Source organism: Achromobacter sp. NPDC058515, assembly GCF_042721735.1.
Classification (GTDB): Bacteria; Pseudomonadota; Gammaproteobacteria; order Burkholderiales; family Burkholderiaceae_B; genus Achromobacter.
Window position 1 is genome coordinate 121,056 of sequence record NZ_JBHXNI010000005.1, and the last position, 20,259, is coordinate 141,314.

The 20,259-nt window shown below is 65.1% G+C and carries 19 protein-coding genes; 1 reads left to right on the forward strand and 18 read right to left on the reverse strand.

Translation table 11 applies throughout. The annotated features are described in order from the left end of the window. Positions 1–31: 31 nt before the first annotated feature. The 9 genes from atpG to ACFWP0_RS11355 all read right to left on the reverse strand — a co-directional run bounded on the left by atpG (position 32) and on the right by ACFWP0_RS11355 (position 8,505). A complete protein-coding gene (atpG, locus tag ACFWP0_RS11315; RefSeq protein WP_377842049.1) occupies positions 32–937 on the reverse strand; it encodes a F0F1 ATP synthase subunit gamma in 906 nt (301 codons plus the stop codon). A 98-nt stretch (positions 938–1,035) separates the two neighbouring features. After that, entirely contained in the window at positions 1,036–2,577 is a 1,542-nt protein-coding gene (gene atpA / locus ACFWP0_RS11320; protein ID WP_377842050.1) for a F0F1 ATP synthase subunit alpha, read from the reverse strand. 28 nt (positions 2,578–2,605) lie between these two features. Next, positions 2,606–3,145 carry a F0F1 ATP synthase subunit delta gene (locus tag ACFWP0_RS11325; protein WP_377842052.1) on the reverse strand — a complete coding sequence of 180 codons (540 nt, stop codon included), beginning with the start codon at positions 3,143–3,145 and terminating at the stop codon, positions 2,606–2,608. Positions 3,146–3,157: 12 nt separating this feature from the next. Beyond that, the gene (locus tag ACFWP0_RS11330) at positions 3,158–3,628 is read right to left on the reverse strand and encodes a F0F1 ATP synthase subunit B (protein ID WP_039882659.1); all 471 of its coding nucleotides are present in this window, start codon (positions 3,626–3,628) and stop codon (positions 3,158–3,160) included. 144 nt (positions 3,629–3,772) lie between these two features. Next, positions 3,773–4,015 (reverse strand): F0F1 ATP synthase subunit C, encoded by a 243-nt coding sequence (gene atpE, locus ACFWP0_RS11335; protein ID WP_003815363.1) that lies wholly within the window; start codon positions 4,013–4,015, stop codon positions 3,773–3,775. Positions 4,016–4,134: 119 nt separating this feature from the next. Continuing rightward, the gene (atpB, locus tag ACFWP0_RS11340; protein WP_171666865.1) at positions 4,135–5,016 is read right to left on the reverse strand and encodes a F0F1 ATP synthase subunit A; all 882 of its coding nucleotides are present in this window, start codon (positions 5,014–5,016) and stop codon (positions 4,135–4,137) included. Positions 5,017–5,099: 83 nt separating this feature from the next. Further along, positions 5,100–5,513 (reverse strand): ATP synthase subunit I, encoded by a 414-nt coding sequence (locus ACFWP0_RS11345; protein ID WP_377842341.1) that lies wholly within the window; start codon positions 5,511–5,513, stop codon positions 5,100–5,102. Between the two features lie 395 nt (positions 5,514–5,908). Further along, positions 5,909–7,474, reverse strand: coding sequence for a DUF1254 domain-containing protein (locus ACFWP0_RS11350; protein ID WP_377842054.1), 1,566 nt, complete (start codon positions 7,472–7,474; stop codon positions 5,909–5,911). A 254-nt stretch (positions 7,475–7,728) separates the two neighbouring features. After that, a complete protein-coding gene (locus ACFWP0_RS11355; protein WP_377842056.1) occupies positions 7,729–8,505 on the reverse strand; it encodes an enoyl-CoA hydratase in 777 nt (258 codons plus the stop codon). 28 nt (positions 8,506–8,533) lie between these two features. On the opposite strand from ACFWP0_RS11355, the gene ACFWP0_RS11360 reads away from it, so the two are divergent. After that, positions 8,534–10,312, forward strand: a complete 1,779-nt coding sequence (locus tag ACFWP0_RS11360) for a M61 family metallopeptidase (protein ID WP_377842058.1) — start codon at positions 8,534–8,536, stop codon at positions 10,310–10,312. 602 nt (positions 10,313–10,914) lie between these two features. On the opposite strand, the gene ACFWP0_RS11365 is transcribed toward ACFWP0_RS11360, so the two are convergent. The 9 genes from ACFWP0_RS11365 to ACFWP0_RS11405 form a co-directional block, all read right to left on the reverse strand. After that, positions 10,915–11,877 carry a Bug family tripartite tricarboxylate transporter substrate binding protein gene (locus ACFWP0_RS11365; protein ID WP_377842059.1) on the reverse strand — a complete coding sequence of 321 codons (963 nt, stop codon included), beginning with the start codon at positions 11,875–11,877 and terminating at the stop codon, positions 10,915–10,917. A gap of 35 nt (positions 11,878–11,912) precedes the next feature. Next, entirely contained in the window at positions 11,913–12,611 is a 699-nt protein-coding gene (locus ACFWP0_RS11370; protein ID WP_377842061.1) for a 3-oxoacid CoA-transferase subunit B, read from the reverse strand. Position 12,612: 1 nt separating this feature from the next. Continuing rightward, complete coding sequence (locus ACFWP0_RS11375; protein ID WP_377842063.1) at positions 12,613–13,278, reverse strand: 3-oxoacid CoA-transferase subunit A; 666 nt, start codon at positions 13,276–13,278, stop codon at positions 12,613–12,615. Beyond that, positions 13,279–14,247, reverse strand: coding sequence for a Bug family tripartite tricarboxylate transporter substrate binding protein (locus ACFWP0_RS11380; protein ID WP_377842064.1), 969 nt, complete (start codon positions 14,245–14,247; stop codon positions 13,279–13,281). A gap of 227 nt (positions 14,248–14,474) precedes the next feature. Next, positions 14,475–15,104, reverse strand: coding sequence for an ANTAR domain-containing response regulator (locus tag ACFWP0_RS11385; protein ID WP_377842065.1), 630 nt, complete (start codon positions 15,102–15,104; stop codon positions 14,475–14,477). Next, positions 15,104–16,258 carry a transporter substrate-binding domain-containing protein gene (locus tag ACFWP0_RS11390; protein WP_377842068.1) on the reverse strand — a complete coding sequence of 385 codons (1,155 nt, stop codon included), beginning with the start codon at positions 16,256–16,258 and terminating at the stop codon, positions 15,104–15,106. Before ACFWP0_RS11390 ends, ACFWP0_RS11385 begins: the two co-directional genes overlap by 1 nt. A gap of 94 nt (positions 16,259–16,352) precedes the next feature. Continuing rightward, positions 16,353–18,338 (reverse strand): nitric oxide reductase activation protein NorD, encoded by a 1,986-nt coding sequence (locus ACFWP0_RS11395; RefSeq protein WP_377842069.1) that lies wholly within the window; start codon positions 18,336–18,338, stop codon positions 16,353–16,355. A gap of 2 nt (positions 18,339–18,340) precedes the next feature. Then, positions 18,341–19,147 carry a CbbQ/NirQ/NorQ/GpvN family protein gene (locus tag ACFWP0_RS11400; RefSeq protein WP_377842070.1) on the reverse strand — a complete coding sequence of 269 codons (807 nt, stop codon included), beginning with the start codon at positions 19,145–19,147 and terminating at the stop codon, positions 18,341–18,343. Between the two features lie 69 nt (positions 19,148–19,216). Continuing rightward, positions 19,217–20,254, reverse strand: a complete 1,038-nt coding sequence (locus ACFWP0_RS11405) for an aliphatic amidase (protein ID WP_377842072.1) — start codon at positions 20,252–20,254, stop codon at positions 19,217–19,219. Positions 20,255–20,259: the final 5 nt, after the last annotated feature.

The window sequence follows — 20,259 nt, forward strand, 5'->3', positions numbered from 1 at the left end:
CTTGATAGCTTTTGACGGGATGCTGCCTGCCTTAAACGGCGGCAGCGCCCCCTACGATTTCCGAAATTTCTTTGGTGATCGCGGCCTGACGGGTCTTGTTGTAGACCAGTTGCAGATCGCCGATGACCTTCTTGGCGTTGTCCGACGCCGCCTTCATGGCGACCATCCGGGCCGACTGCTCCGAAGCCATGTTCTCGGCCACGGCTTGGTACAGCAGGCCTTCAACGTAACGCTGCAGCAGGTCGTCGATCACGCTACGGGCGTCGGGTTCGTAGATGTAATCCCAGCTGTAGTCCGACTTCACTTCCGAGGTCTTGGCCAGGCTATCGGCGCCCGTCTGGTACGGATCATCCAAACCGCTGGCCAGAGGCAGCAGGCGCAAGAACATCGGTTCCTGCTTCATCGTATTGACGAAGCGGGTCGAAGCCACGTACAGCGCATCGATGCGGCCTTCCAGGTAGGCGTCCAGCTGCACCTTGATCGCGCCCAGGAGGCGGTCGAGTTGCGGCTTGTCGCCCAGTTGCACTTCCTGGGAAACCAGCTTGGCGCCGATACGGCTCAGCACGCCCACGCCCTTGTTGCCGAAGGCGGTCATTTGCACGGCAACACCGTTCTTGTCGAACTCTTTCAGCTTGCCCAGCGTCACGCGAGTGATGTTGGTGTTCAAGCCGCCGCACAAACCCTTGTCGGTCGTCACCATGACCACGCCGACCGCCTTGACTTCGCGTTCGACCAGGTACGGGTGGCTGTACTCGGGATTGGCCTGCATCAGGTGCGCAGCAATCTCGCGCACCTTGGTGGCGTACGGACGGCCTGCACGCATCCGTTCCTGCGCCTTGCGCATTTTGGATGCGGCGACCATTTCCATCGCCTTGGTGATCTTGCGCGTGTTTTGCACGCTCTTGATCTTGGTTCGGATTTCCTTAATTCCGGGCATTGCGCTTTCCTGTGAAGACTGGCCGATGGGTTCCGCTCACGCCTCAACCATCCGGTAAGGATGGGTGAGGCGTCGCGGACGCCTAACCCATCACTTTCTTAAAAAGCACCGTGCTTCTTGAATTCCTGGACGGCGGTGGCCAATTCGGCTTCGTCGTCCTTGGACAGTTCCTTGGTGTCTTCGATGCGCTGGATCAGGGCCGCATGCTTGGCCTTGAGCTGATCCTTCAGCGACTTCTCGAACGACAGCACTTGGGCGACGTCCACGTCATCCAGGTAGCCGTTGTTGACGGTGTACAGCGTGACGGCCAGTTCCCACACTTGCAGCGGCTGGTATTGCGGCTGCTTGAGCAGTTCCACCACGCGCTTGCCGCGTTCCAGCTGGCGACGGGTCGCGTCGTCCAGGTCGGAAGCAAACTGCGCGAAGGCGGCCAGTTCACGGTACTGCGCCAAGTCGGTACGGATACCGCCGGACAGCTTCTTGACGACCTTGGTCTGAGCAGCGCCACCCACGCGCGACACCGAGATACCGGCGTTGATGGCGGGACGGACACCGGCGTTGAACAGGTCGGTTTCCAGGAAGATCTGGCCGTCGGTGATCGAGATCACGTTGGTCGGAACGAAGGCCGACACGTCGCCTGCCTGGGTTTCGATGATCGGCAGCGCGGTCAGCGAACCGGTCTTGCCCTTGACGGCGCCGTCGGTGAACTTCTCGACGTAGTCTTCGTTCACGCGGGCTGCGCGTTCCAGCAGGCGCGAGTGCAGGTAGAACACGTCGCCCGGGTAGGCTTCGCGGCCCGGCGGGCGGCGCAGCAGCAGCGACACCTGGCGGTAGGCCCAGGCTTGCTTGGTCAGGTCGTCATAGACGATCAGGGCGTCTTCGCCGCGATCGCGGAAGTATTCGCCCATCGTGCAGCCGGCGTAGGCGGCCAGGTACTGCATGGCGGCCGAGTCGGAAGCCGTGGCGGCCACGACGATGGTGTATTCCATCGCGCCGTGCTCTTCCAGCTTGCGGACCACGTTGTTGATCGTGGAAGCCTTCTGGCCGATGGCGACGTACACGCAGGTGACGCCCTTGCCCTTCTGGCTGATGATCGTGTCGACAGCGACGGCGGTCTTGCCGGTCTGGCGGTCGCCAATGATCAGTTCGCGCTGGCCGCGGCCGATCGGGACCATCGAGTCGATAGCCTTGATGCCGGTTTGCAGCGGCTGCGACACCGAGCGGCGGGCGATAACGCCGGGCGCCACTTTTTCGATGATGTCGGTGGCCTTGGCGTTGATCGGGCCCTTGCCGTCGATCGGCTCGCCCAGCGTGTTGACCACGCGGCCTTTCAGTTCGGGACCGACCGGGACTTCCAGAATGCGGCCGGTCGTCTTGACCTGGTCGCCTTCGGAAACGCCGGTGTAGTCGCCGAGAATAACGGCGCCGACGGAATCGCGCTCAAGGTTGAGCGCCAGACCGAAAACGTTGTTGGGAAATTCGAGCATTTCGCCCTGCATCACGTCGGACAAGCCGTGGATGCGGGTAATACCGTCGGTCACGGACACGACGGTGCCCTGAGTACGGACATCAGCCGAAGCGCCCAGGCCCTCGATGCGGCTCTTGAGCAGTTCGCTGATCTCGGAGGGATTGAGTTGCATATTGACTCCTGGAATCCTGTTAGTAGCCTTAAGCGGCGAGCTGATCGCGCATGCGGACCAATTGGGCTTGTACGGAAGTATCGAGCACCTGGTCGCCGACGGCCACGCGCACGCCGCCGATCAACGACTGGTCGACGGTGACGCTGGGCTTGAGCTTGAGGCCGAATTTTTGTTCGAGCGCGGCAACCAGTTCTTTGACCTGGGCGTCGCTCAGCTCAAACGCGCTGGTGATTTCCGCCTGCGCCGTGCCATCGTGACGATTCCGCAGCGCCACGAATTGCGTGGCGATGTCGGGCATCAGCAGCAGCCGGCCGTTTTCGACCAGCAGCTCGATGAAATTGCGGGCGGCTTGCGGCAAATCGGCCTTGATCAGGCCGGTAAACAGGTCGACGCGCTGCTTGTCACCCAGACGCGGATCGGCCATGGCCTCGCGCACGTCGGGGTTGGAGGCGACCAGCGACATTTCGCTGACCAGGTCGGCCCACGCCGGCAAGCCGGCTTTGTCGTCGCGCGCTGCGCTGAAGAGCGCTTCAGCGTAGGGACGGGCAACAGTGGAAAGTTCAGCCATGACGGTCCCGGATTAAAGCTGCGCGCGGAGCTGGTTCAGCAGCTCGGCGTGTGCGCGGGCGTCAACCTCGCGCTTGAGGATCTGTTCAGCACCCTTGACGGCCAGCGCGGCAACATCGTCGCGCAGCGCATCACGGGCGCGCTGGACTTCCTGCGCGGCATCCTGGGCAGCCTGCGCCACGATACGGGCGCGTTCGGCTTCCGCTTCACGGCGTGCCTGCTCGATCAGGGAGGCGGCTTGCTTCTCGGCCTCGATGATGCGTGCGTGGTTTTCGGACTTGGCAGAAGCCTCGATCAGACTGACGCGCGCCTGGGCTTGAGCCAAGTCGGCTTTGCCCTTCTCGGCGGCGGCCAGGCCGTCGGCGATTTTTTGGCGGCGCTCGTCCATCGCCTTCGTCAGAGGAGGCCACACGAATTTCATCGTGAACCAGCCCAGAACGAAGAACACGAGCATCTGGAAAATGATCGTCGCGTTCAGATTCACGGTCGTTCCTTTAACACCTTGCGGCTCCGACCGCACCCGGAAAGGGGCGTCACGGAGCACTCGATACTTTGCTGACCGGCGACGGGGCGCTTGCCCTCATCGCCGCCAGCGTCATGACCCACCTATTTGCCGGCGGGCGGTGCCTTATCCGACGAACGGGTTGGCGAAGGCGAACAGCATGGCGATACCCACGCCGATCAGGAATGCCGCGTCGATCAGGCCAGCCAGCAGGAACATCTTCGTTTGCAGAGCGTTCATCAGCTCAGGCTGACGAGCCGAAGCTTCCAGATACTTGCCGCCCATCAGTGCGATGCCGATGCAAGCGCCGATAGCGCCCAGACCGATGATAAGACCGCAAGCGAGGGCAACGAAAGCGACGTTGGTCATGACAACTCCTTGGTTAGAAATCTGAAGTCAAAAATTGAAAAATAAGAGGTACAGCTCAATGCAAGATAATCTTGCTATCCAGCGCTGGCCGGGAGGCCAACGCCGGAAATTCGGGGGGATCAGTGGCCTTCGTGAGCCTGGCCGAGATACACCAGCGTCAGCATCATGAAGATGAAGGCCTGCAGCAGAACGATCAGGATGTGGAAGATCGCCCAGATGGAGCCGGCCAGGACGTGGCCGATGCCCAAGCCGATGCTGGCGCCGTTCAAGCCGGTCCAGGCGCCGCCCAAGAGGGCGATCAGCATGAAAATCAGTTCGCCGGCGAACATGTTGCCGAACAACCGCATGCCCAGGGAAACGGACTTGGCGGCGTATTCGATCAGGTTCAGCAGCAGGTTGAACGGAGCCAGGACGACAGCGCCCAGGCCATGCGCATGGAACGGCGCGGTGAACAGTTCCTTGACGAAGCCGCCCGGCCGCTTGATCTTGATGCCGTAATAGAACATCAGCAGCAGCACGCCCAGCGACATGCCCATCGGCACGTTAAGGTCGGCGGTGGGAAGAATGCGGTGGTAGTAGAGGGGATCGCCGTGTTCCGCGCCCAGGCCGGTCAGGCGCCAGACGGAGGGCAGCAGGTCAACCGGCAGCAAGTCCAGCGCGTTCATCAGGATGATCCAGAGGAACACGGTGAGCGCCAGCGGGGCGATGAAAAGACGGCTCTTGGCGTTGTGGACGATGCCCTTGGCCTGGTCGTCGACCATGTCGACGATCATTTCCACAAATGCCTGGAAACGGGTGGGGACGCCACTGGTGGCGCGGCGCGCGGCGCGCCACAGGAAGAAAATGACGATCAGGCCCATCAGGCCGGACCAGAACAACGAGTCGTAATTGATGATGTCGAACTGAGCAATAGCGCTCTGTTTCTCGCCGGTATTGTTCAGATGCACCAGGTGATGCTGAATATACGCGGACTGAGGCGACACGTCGCTGGCAGCAGCCATTTGAATCCTACCCTATTTGCTGTATGCCCGGCCCTTGCGAACCGGACGATTCCACGATTTCGTTTGCCGCAACTTACTCGGCGCTAAGACAACTTGCGGAACATCAAGAGCAGGAGGTAGCCCTTCAATGTGAGTATCAGACCGAGCAGCGCGGCAGGCCAAACCAGCCAGTCCTGCGCCACACGCGAAATCAGCCACAACAGCAATGCCGTTGCGAACAACTTGATCAACTCACCAGAGAGAAAGGTAAAGGGATTGGCCCGACCGGTCCGTACGCTGAAAGCCAGGCGCAATGCGAACAACGCATTGGGTATGAAATACGCTCCCGCCCCCGCCAGCGCAGACCAACCTGCCGCCGCCCCTCCGACAACCCCCGCTATTACTGCTGCTGCGAGCCCCATGGCGCCTTGCGCCGCCAATGCCAACAAAAGCCCGCGACTTGCTTGAGCATCCAGCGCCGCGCGATCCGCGTCGCTAAGAATCAGAACTTTATCCACCATGGCCTTATCCAACATGTCCGGATCCAACAATTCCTGGCCCAGACGCGGCTCTTGCTGCATGGAGTTCTGTCGCATCAAACTTCCCCGCTTAACTACTTTTGTCAGAACCGGCGCATCCACCAGCACACGCAACCGGCGCATCTTCCCGCCCGCTGCCTGCCAGCCGCCACGTGTTCTTATCCCGCAAGCGTCAAACCCGCAGAGTATAGCGTGATTCTTTTTACCCAAGCAAATGAACTTTCGGGTGTTTGTAAGGTGCAAACAACGCCCTCGCATGCCTGAAAAAAGGGACGCGAACGCCGCCATGGCGGACGTGCTCATGATTTGCGCAAGCCCTGCGCAAAGACGCGCGGCCTCCCGTCAGGGAGGCCGCGCGCCCGATACCGAAGCGGTCAGTCTTCCCGGACCGGCGGCGGGGCCCACTGGCCGTCCAGCGCGGTGTCCTGCGGCCAGTACAGGCGCATGCTGAGCAGGAACGGACCATCGGCGGCCGGGGTGCTCACCCAGTTCGCGCGCTTCGATTCGCCCGGATCGCGGCGCTGGATATAGATGTCCAGCGAGCCGTCGGCGTTGTACTTCAGGCCGTCGGTGCTGCGCAGCGCATAGCGGTTGGCCGGATTGTCGGCAAACCCGTGCCTGTCGTTATAGACATGCAGCGACCAGAACGCGTTGGCCGGCGGCAATTGGCCCTTGTCGAAGTGCAGCACGTAGTCCTCGTTGGAATTCAGAGGACGGCCCTTGGAATCGGACACGGTCACCGGGTACAGCACATCTTCGGGCGTCGGCGCGCCCAGGCCCGCATAGGCGATGGCGGCGCGGCGCGAGTAGTCGGTGCCGTAGGTGCCGATGCCGGACAGGACGGTGTTCCATCCGTTGATCGGCGTGCCCAGGCGCGAGACCCCGTCGGCGATGCGGCGGCCGGCCAGCGGCTGCGCGTCCGTCAGCGCCTGCTGCGCCGCCGGGCTCAGGCGGCCGTACGAGAACGGCTGCCTGTCGTCCAGCCCGATGCGGCGCATGCGGTCAAGGATGGGCGAGTCGTTGGCATGCGGCGGATTGTTGCGCAACACGTCAAAGAACAGCGCGAAGAACGAGGCCGCGTCCATCGCGGCGGCTTGCTCGGCCGGCGTGCCGTCGGGCACCGCCACCGGCGTCGTCACGGGCATGGGCAGGCCGCTGCCGATCGGCGCGGAGCCCACGCCTGCTCCGGTCTGCGGATACACCGAGCCGGCGTTGCGGTTGCGGTTAGGCGTGGGCGCCGGCGCCGGCGCAACCATCGGCCGGGCCGTCATGCCCGACTGGATCTGGTTGACCGCCGCGTAGTCCTGCGGTCCGCCCGCCTGGGTCCAGCCGATGAGCCAGCCGGTGGAGGTGGGGCTGCGGATCACGTCCACGCCGGCCGGCACGCTGCCCTGCCAGTTGGGGCCGACGATGGCGAAGGACTGCGGGCCGTTGCCGTTGGTGCGCGTGCCGCGGGACGCGAACACGTCGCTCCACATGTCCAGGGCCGACAGCACGGTGTAGCGGCCGCCGGTATCGGGCAGGTTGATGATCAGCGGGGCGCGCGATACGTCGAACCACAGGCTGGAGTACAGGGCGTCGGCGCTGGGCCACGGCGTATCGGCCGCGCGCGGGTCCGGAAAGGCCGCCTTGTGGCCGAACTGGTTCATCGGGGCCTTGCCCTCCAGCGGGCTTTGCACGGCGGTGGCCTGGCGGCGCGCGAGCTCCATCAGGACCATGGGGTAGGCGTAGACGTAGGCGTCGATGGCGGTGTCGCGCAGTTCCTGCTCGCTCATCCGCGTGGCAGGCGCCGGCGCGGAAGGAGGCGGCGTCTGGGACACCTGGCGCAAGGAGGGGCGCGGGGATTGCGATTGCGCCTGGGTTGCTGTGACGAAGCAGACGCTCAACGCGCCGGCAAGCGCCGCGGCGGACCACCGGCGGGTAGCGATAAATGTACGCATGCAAGGCTCCTTCTTGGTTTTGTTTGCAAGCGAGCCGCCGCGCGGGACTTGGCCAGTGTGGACAAGCCGCTCTGGCGCGGCACCTCGGGATGACGCCTACCCAGGATAGGGCCGAACTCTGCAACAAGGTGCTGCCCAGACGTTTCAAGGCGCAACGCGGCCAGGCGCGCCGACTGCGCATGAAAAGCGCGCCCTCATGGGGCGCGCGGCGAAAACGGGCGCCGCCCCGGCCATCGGGGCGCGCGTAACAAGCCTTAACGGTGTTTAAAGTCCGGTTTGCGCTTTTCAGTGAACGCGGCCATGCCTTCCTTCTGGTCTTCGGTCGCGAACAGCGAATGGAACACGCGGCGCTCGAACAGCAGGCCTTCGTTGAGCGAGCCTTCGAAAGCGCGGTTCACGCATTCCTTGGCCATCATCGCCGAGGGCAGGGACATGGAGGCGATCACGGTGGCCGCGTCCAGGGCTTCTTCCATCAGCTTGTCCGCCGCCACCACGCGCGACACGAGGCCGGCGCGCTCGGCTTCCTCGGCGCCCATCATGCGGGAGGTCAGCGCCATGTCCATGGCCTTGGCCTTGCCCACCGCGCGCGGCAGGCGCTGCGTGCCGCCGGCGCCCGGAATCACGCCCAGCTTGATTTCAGGCTGGCCGAACTTGGCGGTGTCGGCGGCGATGATGATGTCGCACATCATGGCCAGTTCGCAGCCGCCGCCCAGCGCGTAGCCGGCAACCGCGGCGATCACGGGCTTGCGGATGCGCTTGAGCGTTTCCCAGTTGCGCGTGATGTATTCGCTGCCGTACACGTCCATGTACGACCAGTCCTTCATCGCGCCAATGTCGGCGCCCGCGGCGAAGGCCTTCTCGCTGCCGGTGATGACCACGCAGCCGATGTCGGCATTCGCTTCGAACGCAAGCAGCGCCGCGCCGAGCTCATCCATCAGTTGATCGTTCAGCGCGTTGAGCGCCTTGGGACGGTTCAGCGTCAGCAGACCGACGCGGCCCCGGGTTTCGACCAGCACAAACGACTCGCTCATTGAATGTCTCCAGTAATAAGATATGAGCATGAAGAAATCAGATGCCGCATCCCCCGTACTTTACCGCCTCGCGCCCCATGATCCCGCCGGACACCGCTACCGGATAACCCTAACGATCGCCTCGCCCTCCCCCGACGGCCAGCGCCTGTCCCTGCCTGCCTGGATTCCGGGCAGCTACCTGATCCGCGACTTCTCGCGCCAGATCGAATCGGTGGCCGCTTACGCCGGCCCCGGGCGCGTGACTGTCGACAAAATCGACAACCACACCTGGCAGGCCGCGCCCTGCCACGGTCCGTTGCGGGTGGAGTATGTGGTGTATGCCTGGGACCTGTCGGTGCGCGGCGCGCATCTGGACGAGACCCACGGCTTCTTCAACGGCACCAGCGTTTTTCTGCGCGTGCATGGCCAGGACCACCTGCCCTGCCTGGTGGACCTGGCTCCTCCGCGCGGCATCGAGGGCTGGAAGGTCTACACCAGCCTGCCGGAAGCCCGCGGCCACAAGGGCGCGGCGCGCCGCCATGGCTTCGGCCTGTACCTGGCGCCGGACTACGACGCGCTGATCGACCATCCGGTCGAGATGGGCACGCCGCAGGTGTCGAGTTTTGTCGCGCACGGCGCCGAACACGAACTGGTCTTCACCGGAGTCGCGCCCAACCTGGACCTGGGCCGCATCACCGCTGACGTGAAGAAGATCTGCGAGACGCAGATCGCGTTCTTCGAACCGCGCACCCGACGCGCGCCGTTCCTGGACAGCGCCGACCGCTACGTCTTCATGACGATGGTGACAGGCGACGGCTACGGCGGGCTGGAGCACCGCGCCAGCACGGCGCTGATGACGGCGCGCAAGGACCTGCCGGTGCTGGGCCAGCAAGGCCAGGGCGAAGGCTACCGGGGCTTTCTGGGCCTGGTGAGCCACGAGTACTTCCATACCTGGAACGTCAAGCGGATCAAGCCGGACGCTTTCTCGCCCTACGACCTTTCGCAGCCCGACCTGACGCGCCTGCTGTGGGTGTTTGAGGGCTTCACCTCTTACTACGACGACCTGCTGCTGCTGCGCTCCGGCGCTATCACGCAGGCCGATTACTTGCGCCTGCTGGCCAAGACCATCACCAGCGTGGCGCGCACGCCCGGCCGGACCAAGCAATCCGTCGCGGAAAGCTCGTTCGACGCGTGGACGCGCTATTACAAGCAGGACGAGAATTCGCCCAACGCGCTGGTCAGCTACTACACCAAGGGCGCGCTGGTGGCGCTGGGCCTGGACCTGCTGATCCGCCAGGAGACGTCGGGCGCGCGTTCGCTGGACGATGTGATGCGCTTGCTGTGGGAACGCTATGGACGCGATTTCTACCGGGGCAAGCCGCAAGGCCTGCCCGAAGACGGCCTGCCCGCGCTGATTCGCGAGGCCACCGGCGTGGACACGCGCCGCTTCATCGCCCGCCATGCGTACGGCACCGCGGATGTGCCCCTGGCGAAACTGCTGGAGCCGCAGGGCGTGACGCTGCAATGGAAGACGTCGGCCAATATTCCGTCGCTGGACGTGCGGACGCGCAAGCAGGGCGATTCGCTGGTGCTGGCGACGGTGCTGGAAGGCGGGGCGGGACACAAGGGCGGACTGTCCGCGGGGGATGTGCTTGTCGCCATCGACGGACTACGGGTGGATGCGCCGGCGGGGCTCGAACTGTTGCTGGCGCAGTACAGAACGGGGGAGCGGGTGACGGTGCATGTTTTCCGGCGGGATGAGTTGAGGGAGTTTCGGGTGCGGGTTAGTGGCCCGGAGGCTTTGGAGTGTGTGTTGGTGGCGGGTTAGCCGTTTGGGTGGAAGATCTTGCGGGGCTCGCCCCCGGCCGGCCCCGCGGGCGGCCCATTGGAGCTTACGCGGTGTCTTGCGGCACGGGAGGCCGCTGCGCGACGGTGACGGTCAGATACCGCCTGACCGAGGTCCGACACCGATGAAACGCCGGACTAGGTGTCTGACACCGAACTAGGTGTCTGACACCCATGAGACGGCGGCTCAAGCCGGAGATCGTCTCACACGGGTGTCAGACACCGGCGGAGCAATGACAAGCCCGAGAATTCCGGCGCGCCGCCAATCGCCATTTCAACTCCAGTGCCCGATGGGCGGCGCGGGCGGTGGGGCTGCGCGAACCAGGTGTCTGACACCCATGAAACGGCGGCTCAAGTTGAAGATCGTCCCACACGGGTGTCAGACACCGGCAGAGCAATGACAAGCCCGAGAATTCCGGCGCGCCGCCAATCGCCATTTCAACTCCAGTGCCCGATGGGCGGCGCGGGCGGCCTACGAAGGACGACGAACTAAAAACTAAGAAGCAGCAAGCACCTGCGAAGCACTGAGACCTGCGAATGCCCAAGACCTGCAAACCACTTGGAAGGTCTACAGCAAAGCCCAGGTCAATTGACCTTAGCCCCAGACACCTCAACGGCCTTCTTCCAAGCCGCCAATTCCCGATCGATATGCGCCCCGAACTCCCCCGGCGTAGACCCCACCACCTCGTACCCATACCCCGCAAGCTGCTCCTTCAACGCCGGCACCGCAACCGCCTCCGCAATCCCCCGGCTCAATGCGTCGACCACCGCTGCCGGCGTGCCCGCCGGCGCCAGCACCCCGTACCAGCCGTTCACCACGAAGCCCGGCACGCTTTCTGCGACGGTCGGCACGTTGGGCAGTAGCGGCGAACGGCGTTCGCCGGTGACTGCGATCGCCTTCAGCTTGCCCGCCTGCACTTGCGGCAGCGACGTGGAGATGCTGTCGAACATCAGCGACACCTCGCCGCCCAGCAAGGCCACGACCGCGGGGCCGCTGCCTTTGTAGGGGACGTGCATCATGTCCGCGCCCGTCTGGTTCTTGAACATCTCGGCCGCCAGGTGGCTGGTGTTGCCGTTGCCGGCCGATGCGAAGCTGAGCTTGCCCGGGTGGCTCTTGCCGTAGGCGATCAATTCAGGGATGGAGTTGGCGGGCGTGGCGAGCGGCGCGGCGACCAGCATGGGCAAGGTGGCGACCAGCGAGACCGGCGCGAAATCCTTGCGCGTGTCATAGGGCAGCGAGGGGTACAGGCTGGGGTTGATGGTGTGCGCCGCCAGCACCATCAGCAGCGTGTAGCCGTCGGGCTTGGCGCGCGCCAGTTGCGCGGAGGCGATGGCGCCGCCCGCGCCCGGCTTGTATTCCAGCACCACCGGCTGGCCCCACTTCTTTTGCAGTTCCGCGCCCAGCGGGCGGGCCAGCATGTCGGCGCTGCCGCCGGGAGGGTACGGGATCAGCAAGGTGATCGGCTTGTCGGGATAGGTCTGCGCGGCATGCGCCGCGCCCAGGCAGAACAGGCCCGCGCAGACGGCGGCCAGGATCGAACGGATCATCAGGGACTCCTTTGCCCGGGGCCGGGCGCAAGACTTCAGGCGTAGCGGGGAGCGCCGGCGTCATCCAGCACGATGGTGCGCGGCGCTTGCGGGAAATGCAGCGGCGCGCCGGTGGCCGAGCGCAGGAATTCGGCGCTCACGCCCTGCTTCATCGCATGGACCTGCAGGCCCGCGGGCGTCACGTCGATCACGGCCAGGTCGGTATAGATGCGCGTCACGACGCCCTTGCCGGTCAGCGGATAAGTGCATTGCCGCAGCAGCTTGGGCGCGCCGTCGCGGCCGCGGTGCTCCATCGTGACCAGCACCTGCCTGGCGCCCACGGCCAGGTCCATCGCGCCGCCGACGGCGGGTATGGCGTCCGCGGCGTCGGTCTTCCAATTGGCCAGGTCGCCCTGCTCCGAGACCTGGAACGCGCCCAGCACGGCGTAGTCCAGGTGGCCGCCGCGCATCATGGCGAACGAGACAGTGTGCTCGGTAATGGAGGCGCCTTCCAGCAAGGTGACGGGCTGGCGGCTGGCGTTGATCAGGTCCGGGTCCACGTCCGCGCCGGCAGCGGCCGGCCCCATGCCGAGGATGCCGTTCTCGCTGTGCAGCAGGATCTCGCGGCCGGCGGGAAGGTGGTCGCCGACCAGGGTCGGCATGCCGATGCCGAGGTTGACGATGGAGCCGTCCGGGATATCGCTGGCCAGCAGCTGGGCGATCTGTTGCCGGGTCAAGCCGGTGATGTCTTGCATGTCAGGCCTCCACCCGCACCACGGATTTCACGAAGATGCCTTGCGTCATGACCTGCTCGGGCACGAATGTGCCGAGCGGCACGACCTCGTCGACCTGCGCGATGGCGTGGCCCGCGGCCATGCACATCACCGGGTTGAAGTTGCGCGCGGCGTGCCGGTACATCAGGTTGCCCCAGCGGTCGCCCAGGTGCGCGCGGATCAGCGCGTAATCGCCCCGCAAGGGCTGCTCCAGCACATAGCCCACGCCATCGAAGACCTCCTGCGGCCGGCCCTGCGCCAGTTCGGTGCCGTAGCCCGTGGGCGTGTAGAACGGCCCCAGGCCGGCGCCGGCCGCGCGCAGCCGTTCGGCCAGGGTGCCCTGGGGCACGCATTCCAGCTCTACCTCGCCTGCGCGAAAGGCGCGGGCGAAGGCCTCGGAGTTGGGCGGGCGCGGATGCGAGCAGATAATCTTCCTGACCTGCTTGCGCAGCAGGAGCGCGGCGATGCCGCGTTCGAAGGTGCCGGCGTTGTTGGAGATGATGGTCAGGTCGCGTCGCCCCGATTCGGCCAGGCATTGCAGCAGTTCGTAGGGCACGCCCGCTTCGCCGAAGCCGCCCACCAGCACCGAGGCGCCGTCGGGGATGACCGCCACGGCCTCGGCCATGGATGCTTGTATCTTGTCGATCACTTACTGCTCCTGTGCAAGGCCCGCCGCATCGACGATCTGTTTCCAGCGGGCGCGTTCCTGGTCGATGAAGGCGGCGAACTCCGCCGGCGTATTGCCGCCGGCCCGTCCGCCCATGGCCTTGAAGCGTTCGCTGATGTCGGGGCTGCGCACCACGTCGCGGGTGGCGGCATAGAGGGTGTCGATGGCTTGCGGCGGCGTGCCCGCGGGCGCGACCAGGCCGAACCAGGCGGTGACCACCATGTCCTGCACGCCGGCCTCGGCCATGGTGGGCACGTCGGGCAGCTCGGCCAGGCGCTTGTCGCTGGTCACGGCCAGCGCGCGCAGCTTGCCGGACTGGATGAACGGCATGGAGCTGGGCAGGTTGTCGATCATGAAGGTGAACTGCTGGCCCAGCAGCGCGGCCACGGCGGGGCCGGCGCCCTTGTAGGGCACATGCGTGCCGGGAATGCCGGCGCGCTGCTTGAAGAGTTCCGCCGACAGATGCGGGGACTGGCCCGCGCCCGAACTGCCGAAGGACACCTTGGCGGGGTCCTGCCGCGCCTGGGCCAGCAGGTCCGCCACCGAGCGGGCGGATGAGGCCTCGTTCACGACCAGCACGTTGGGCACCGAGATCACCAGCGTCACGGGCGCGAAGTCGGCGGGCTTGTAGGGCAGCGTCTTGTAGAGCGCGTAGTTGATGGCGTTGGGGCCGATGTTGCCCATCAGCAATGTGTAGCCATCGGGCTTGGCGCGCGCCAGCGCCTGCGCGCCGATGATGCCGGCCGCGCCCGCGCGGTTTTCCACGATGACCTGCTGCCCCAGTTTGGCGGACAGCTTGTCGGCGATCAGGCGCGCCGAGATGTCGGTGGTGCCGCCGGGCGCGGCCGGAATGATGAGGGTAATGGGCCGTTCGGGCCAGGCCGCGAGCGCCGGGCTTGCGATGGCGAAGGCCATCGCGCCGGCGGCCAGCCAGCGATGCGCAAACATCATGCTTTGTCTCCCTGCGTGATCATTGATTGATCAACTTGTGAGCATGAGTGTGGGCTCGGCGCCGGCAAATGCCTATTCTGGAATGTGGAGGTGAGGCTTCGCCCAAGCTGAAGACGGCGGCTCAGTGAAGACGGCGGCTCAGGCTGAAGATCGTCTCACACGGGTGTCAGACACCGGCAGAGGAATGACAAGCCCGAAAATTCGAGCCTATTACGGGTGCTCGCGCCCTATTTTCCCATCGACAGGATCTCGTTGGCATTCACGATGGCGCCGGCGATTTCCTCGGTGGTGACGCGCTTGTTCATCGCCTGCTCGCGGATCAAGTCGTAGGCCTGCCCTTCGGTGACGTTGCGCGTACGCATGAGGATGCTCTTGGCTTCCGCGATGCGGCGCACGCCCAGCAGCTTGCCCTCGAGCTTGCGCAGGCGGCGGGCATGCGACTTGATGTCGTCGTAGACCTGCCGCGCCACCACGAGGGACGACAGCAGCCCAAATGAACGGACCGGCGACGGCAGCACCGCCTTGGCGCCGATGCGCAGCACCGCCTCGACAATGGTGGGGTTCTCGTATGTGACGATGGCGATGACCATGGGTGCGTCTTCGCTCTTGGCCCATTCGAAGCCCAGGTCGATCACGTCCGGCCGCACCGCCAGGAATATCACGTCCAGCCCTTCCGGCAAGGTAGGCGCCGGCGGCCAAAAGGTCTGCACTTGGCAGCCTATGCGTTGAAGCTGCTGCGTCAGCTGCCTGCCGTCCGCATCGTCGGGATGACAGACCGCTATGCGCAGGGTGCGCAGGTCTTTCAGAAGCGAGGGCGTCGCGCGCACGACGCGCAGTCGGCTTGCCGGCTCCACCATCAGATCTCCAGCGAACTCAGCGTCGCCGTCCAGTCGCCCAGCGAATGGGTGACAAGATACGGATCCGGATGCACCGGCCGCGTGGCCTCGCGCACGATCGTGAATTGCCCCTTGCCGTTGACCCTGCCCACTCTCGGGTACAGACAGGTATGGTGGTTGGTGGGATCGATGCGCACGCGCCCTTGGGGAGCCTGGAACTCGCTCTGCAGCACGCGCGGCAGGATCTGCGCGATCTCGTCGGTGCCTGTGTCTCGATAGGCGTTGGCGAAGATGTGCAGTTGGAAATACGCCGCCTCCCAGCACAGGTTGGGCACGCAGTCGTGGCCAAAGCGCCGCCGCAGCCGTTCGAGGCAGCGCCGGTTGATGTCGGAGTCGATAGATTGAAAATATGGCGCGGAGGTGAAATGCCCTGCCGCCACCTCGGGCTCCATCTGCGAGATTTCCGCCTCGGACGTCGTGAGGCTGGCGATCGGCATGGTCTTCGGGTCGAAGCCCGCATCCGCGTATGCCCGGTACAGGCACGCCGTGGAATTGCCCACCACCGTGGAGAAAATGAAGTCGGGGCGCTTGTTGCGGATGTCGTCGAGGATCTCCCGGTAGTCCCGTTCGGTCGCGGTCAGCGGCACATAGCGCTCGCCCAGCTTGGCGCTTTCCTGGCGCTGCAGCACCAGCTCGCCCATGATGCGGTTGGACTCGTAGGGGTAGATATAGTCGGATCCGATCAGGTAGACGCGGGCGCCGAAGTTGGCCGTCATGAACTCCGCCAGCTGCACGCTGTTCTGGTTCGGCGCGGCTCCCGTGTAGATGATGTTGTTGGAGAACTCGAAGCCTTCGTACAGCGTGGGGTAGAACAGCAGCCGGTTCCATTTCTCGACCACCGGCAGCACCGCCTTGCGGCTGCTGGACATGTAGCAGCCGAAAATGACATTGACGCGATCCTGCGTGATCAGTTTTTCCGCCAGCACGCTGTAGGTGGCGGGGTCGGACCTCGGGTCATATCGCACCGGAACGATCTCGCGGCCATCCACGCCGCCCGCTTCGTTGATCTCGTCGATGGCCAGCAACGTGCCTTGCAGCTGGGAACGGCCTATGGTCGATGTGGCTCCCGTTTCAGAGAACAATACGCCCACGCGGATAGGATCTTTGTTTGCCATGTTAGGAACGCCCGCGAGCGCGGGGGTCAGTCCTTTGTCGAGGTGATCAGTTTCAGCACCGGCGCAGTCCGCGTCAACACGGGGATTCCTGGGGTCATCCCGAAGTCGCGCGGGCATAGGCGCGGATCAGCGCCGGCGCCAGCGCGGCGGGATTCGTCACGATCCGATAATCGCGAAAGCCGAACATCGCCCGCAGTTGCGGCTCGGCCTTCCCGTCCAGCGCCACGCAATGCACCCGCAGGCCTCCGCGCCGCAGCTCCAGCACCGCTTCGCGGGCGTCGTCCAGCAGATAGCGCGGATCATGCGCGTCCACGTCGGAGGGTTCGCCGTCGGTCACGACAATGATGGCCCGCCGCTCCCCCGGCGCGTGCAACGACAGCTGACCCGCATGCCGCAGCGCCGCCCCCAGGCGAGTGGAGTAGCGAGCCTGCGCCATGGCGATCCGGCCCACCGCCGCCGGCGTCGGCGGCGCGTCGAAATCCAGCAGACGGTAATAGTGCACCGCCGCCCGCGTATCGGAACAGAATCCATGCACCGCGATCCGGTCCCCCTCGCCCGACACCGCCCGCGCAAGCAAGGCCGCGGCCTGCTTTTCCAGATCCAGCACGGTGGCCGCCGCCCCGGGCACCCTATCATTGGCCGAAGCCGACAGGTCCAGCAGCACCAGCGTGCTGCAAGCGCAAGCCAGGCTGCCCGGGCGCATGAAGAAGCGCGCGTCCGGCGCCAGGTCCAGCCGCCGGTCGATCAAGACTTCGATGGCCGCGTTCAGGTCGATGTCGTCTCCTTCCCATTGGCGTCTCAGACGCCTCGCGCGGTCCAGCCGGCGGGATCGGGGCAAGGCCAGGCGCTGCTGGCGGCCGGCGGGCGCGGCGGGCCCCATGCCGCTCCAGCCGGGCAGCGTCTCGATCACCGTGCACCAGTCAGGCCGGCTGCGGCCCAGCTTGTAGTCCCATTCTGGATAGTGGTAGCGCCCGAGTTCCGTATCCATGGCGGCCTCCCGAAGGTCGCCCTCGCCCTCCGGCGCGGCATCGCGCCGCTCAGGCGCCGCGCCGTGCGCCCCCAGCACAAGCTCGGGCGGCGGATCGGCCGCATCGCCGTAGTCCCACAAGTATGAGTTGTCGTCACGGTAGGGCACCGGCGCGGCGTATTGCTGGGGGTTGAAGCGCACCCGCATCTGCCCCAGGTCGTTCGCCAGCACCGAAGCCAGGCGACGGAAGGCCGCCGTATCCGCCAGGTCGATGGCCTGCGCCTCGAACAGCGTACGCGCCTTGTTAACCCAATGGTTGTCGTCGCGCAGCTCGGGGGCCATCAGCAGGCGGGTCATGCGCCGGATCAACGCGGCGAACCCCAGATCGGCCGGATCCGGCGGCGATGGCACAAACGGCAGGAACCATCGGCGCACGCCTGGATAGTCGGCCGCCAGGAGCCGTTCCGCGCGCGCGTCCTCGATGGCCGACACGACGGCCACGCCCATCGGCTTCAGGCTCAGGACGGGCAGCGCAGACGGCGAATAGCGCAAGTGGGCCGCCGCGTGCGCCACCACCGCGCGATACAGCGCTGGCCGATCGGCGCCGTCCAGCACGGTATAGCTGTCTGGCACCAGCAGATGCGTGGACGTCAGGATCGGACGCGATGGCGGGCCGTCCAGCACAGAGCGGCGCAGTGGCTCGACCGCAAGCCCCCTGCCCGACAAGCCGCAGAGGAGCCACGACAGGCTGGCGTGTGCCGCCTCCAGATCCTGCGCGTCCGACTCGGCATGCAGGGCTTCGCGGGCATAGGCATCGTCCAGTCGGAAGTAGGCCCGCTGGCGGCCGGGCAGGCGCTCATAGCGCCGCAGTCCAGCCAGCATCCAGCGCCCCAGCCCTCCGGCCGTCAGCCGCGCCATCAACTGATCCAAGCGGTCCACCACGGCCTGGGCGCTATCGGGATCTTCCTCGCGCAAGGCTTCGATCCACCGCAGCGCCTCGGCCGCCTGATCCTCGCCGCTGCGGGCGGCCAGGCGCCGCAGCTTGTCGCCTAACGTATCGGCCAGGCGTCTTCCGGCGCCGACGCTATCTCCCGTGGGCAGAATGGCGCGCATGCTCATCCCAGGTTGGCGTCGATGAGCGCCCTCAAGGCCGCCGCCATATCGGGATCGTCGGTCAGGGCGCGGGTCATGGTCATGTCGCAGCTTTCAGCGGGACTCACGCCGTCGCGGATAAGGATGCCCGCGTAGATCAGCATGCGAGTGGATACCCCTTCGTCCAGCCCATGGCGCTTGAGCTCGCGGGAACTGTGCGCGATGCGAACCAGACGGTCCGCCATGCCGGCATCGATACCCGCTTCGTGCGCCACGATCTCGGCTTCGTGCCCTGCGTCCGGGAAATCGAATTCCAGGGCGGCGAAGCGCTGTCTCGTCGAAGGCTTGAGGTCCTTGGCGCTGCTCTGGTAGCCCGGGTTGTACGACACCACAAGCTGGAAGTCCGGATGCGCGCGCACCACCTCGCCCTTCTTGTCCAGCGGCAGGATGCGGCGCGCGTCGGTCAGCGGGTGAATGACTACCGTCGTGTCTTGGCGAGCCTCGACGATCTCGTCCAGATAGCAGATGCCGCCATGGCGGACGGCCAGCGTCAGCGGACCATCGTGCCAGGCCGTGCCATCGGCATCCAGCAGGTAGCGGCCGACCAGATCGGAGGCCGTCATGTCCTCGTTGCACGCTAGCGTGACCAGGGGGCGTCCGAGCTTCCAGGCCATGTATTCCACGAATCGCGTCTTGCCGCAGCCGGTGGGCCCCTTCAGGACCAATGGCAGCCGATGCGCATATGCATGCGCGTACAGTTCGATTTCGCGGCCCGTCGGGCGGTAGAACGGTTCATGCACAATCCGGTAGGTATCGAGCGGAGGCGGCACGGCTCATGTCCTCGGGTAGCGTCCGGCCGGCACAGCGCCGGACCGGACTGGATGACTGGCGAACCGCGCCTAGCGGTGCTTGGAGTCTTCGTTGGGAATCCCTTCCATCGGGCACTCCGGCGTGCCCACGGTGGACCGGGTGAAAGACTCGACCATCTTGCGCGTGCCTTCCGGGTCGTTGATCCAGTTCGCGTAGAAGCTGTATGGGCAGGCTGCGACGCCGTTGGCCTCCTCGCCGGAATTTATCTTGCCGGTGTATCCGCGGTGCACCAGCTTGAAGAGATGGTTCTGCGACTGCATGTTCTTGCGGGCGTCGCGTATGAGGCTGGTCGACAGCTCCGCATACTGGACGCCCATGGCTTCCTCGCCGCATTCGCCCAGCGTGCGGCCGTCAAAGCCGATGATGGCTGAGTGGCCGAAATAGGAATAGACCCCGTCGAAGCCGGCCGCGTTGGCCACTGCCACATAGACGTTGTTCATCCAGGCCATGGCCTTGGACACCATCACCTGCTGATCCTTGGCCGGATACATGTAGCCCTGGCATCGAATGATCAGTTCCGCCCCACGCATGGCGCAATCGCGCCAGATCTCCGGATAGTTGCCGTCGTCGCAGATGATGAGACTGATCTTCAGGCCCTTGGGGCCTTCCGACACATAGGTGCAGTCGCCCGGGTACCAGCCCTCGATCGGAACCCAGGGCATGATCTTGCGGTACTTCTGGACGATCTCGCCCTTGTTGTTCATAAGAATGAGCGTGTTGTATGGGGCCTTGTTCGGATGCTCCTCGTGCCTCTCGCCGGTCAGCGAGAACACGCCCCACACATTGGCCTTGCGGCACGCGTCGGCGAATATGGCGGTTTCCTCGCCGGGAATGGCCGACGCGGTTTCGTACATTTCCTTCGCGTCGTACATGATGCCGTGGGAGGAATATTCAGGGAATATGACCAGGTCCATGCCCGGCAGGCCACGCTTCATGCCCACGACCATATCGGCGATCTTGTGGACGTTTTCCATCACCTCGGCCTTGGTATGCAGCCGCGGCATCTTGTAGTTCACAACGGCCACGCCCACGCAATCGTTGCTGCTGGAGATATCTCCGTGTCTCATGACAA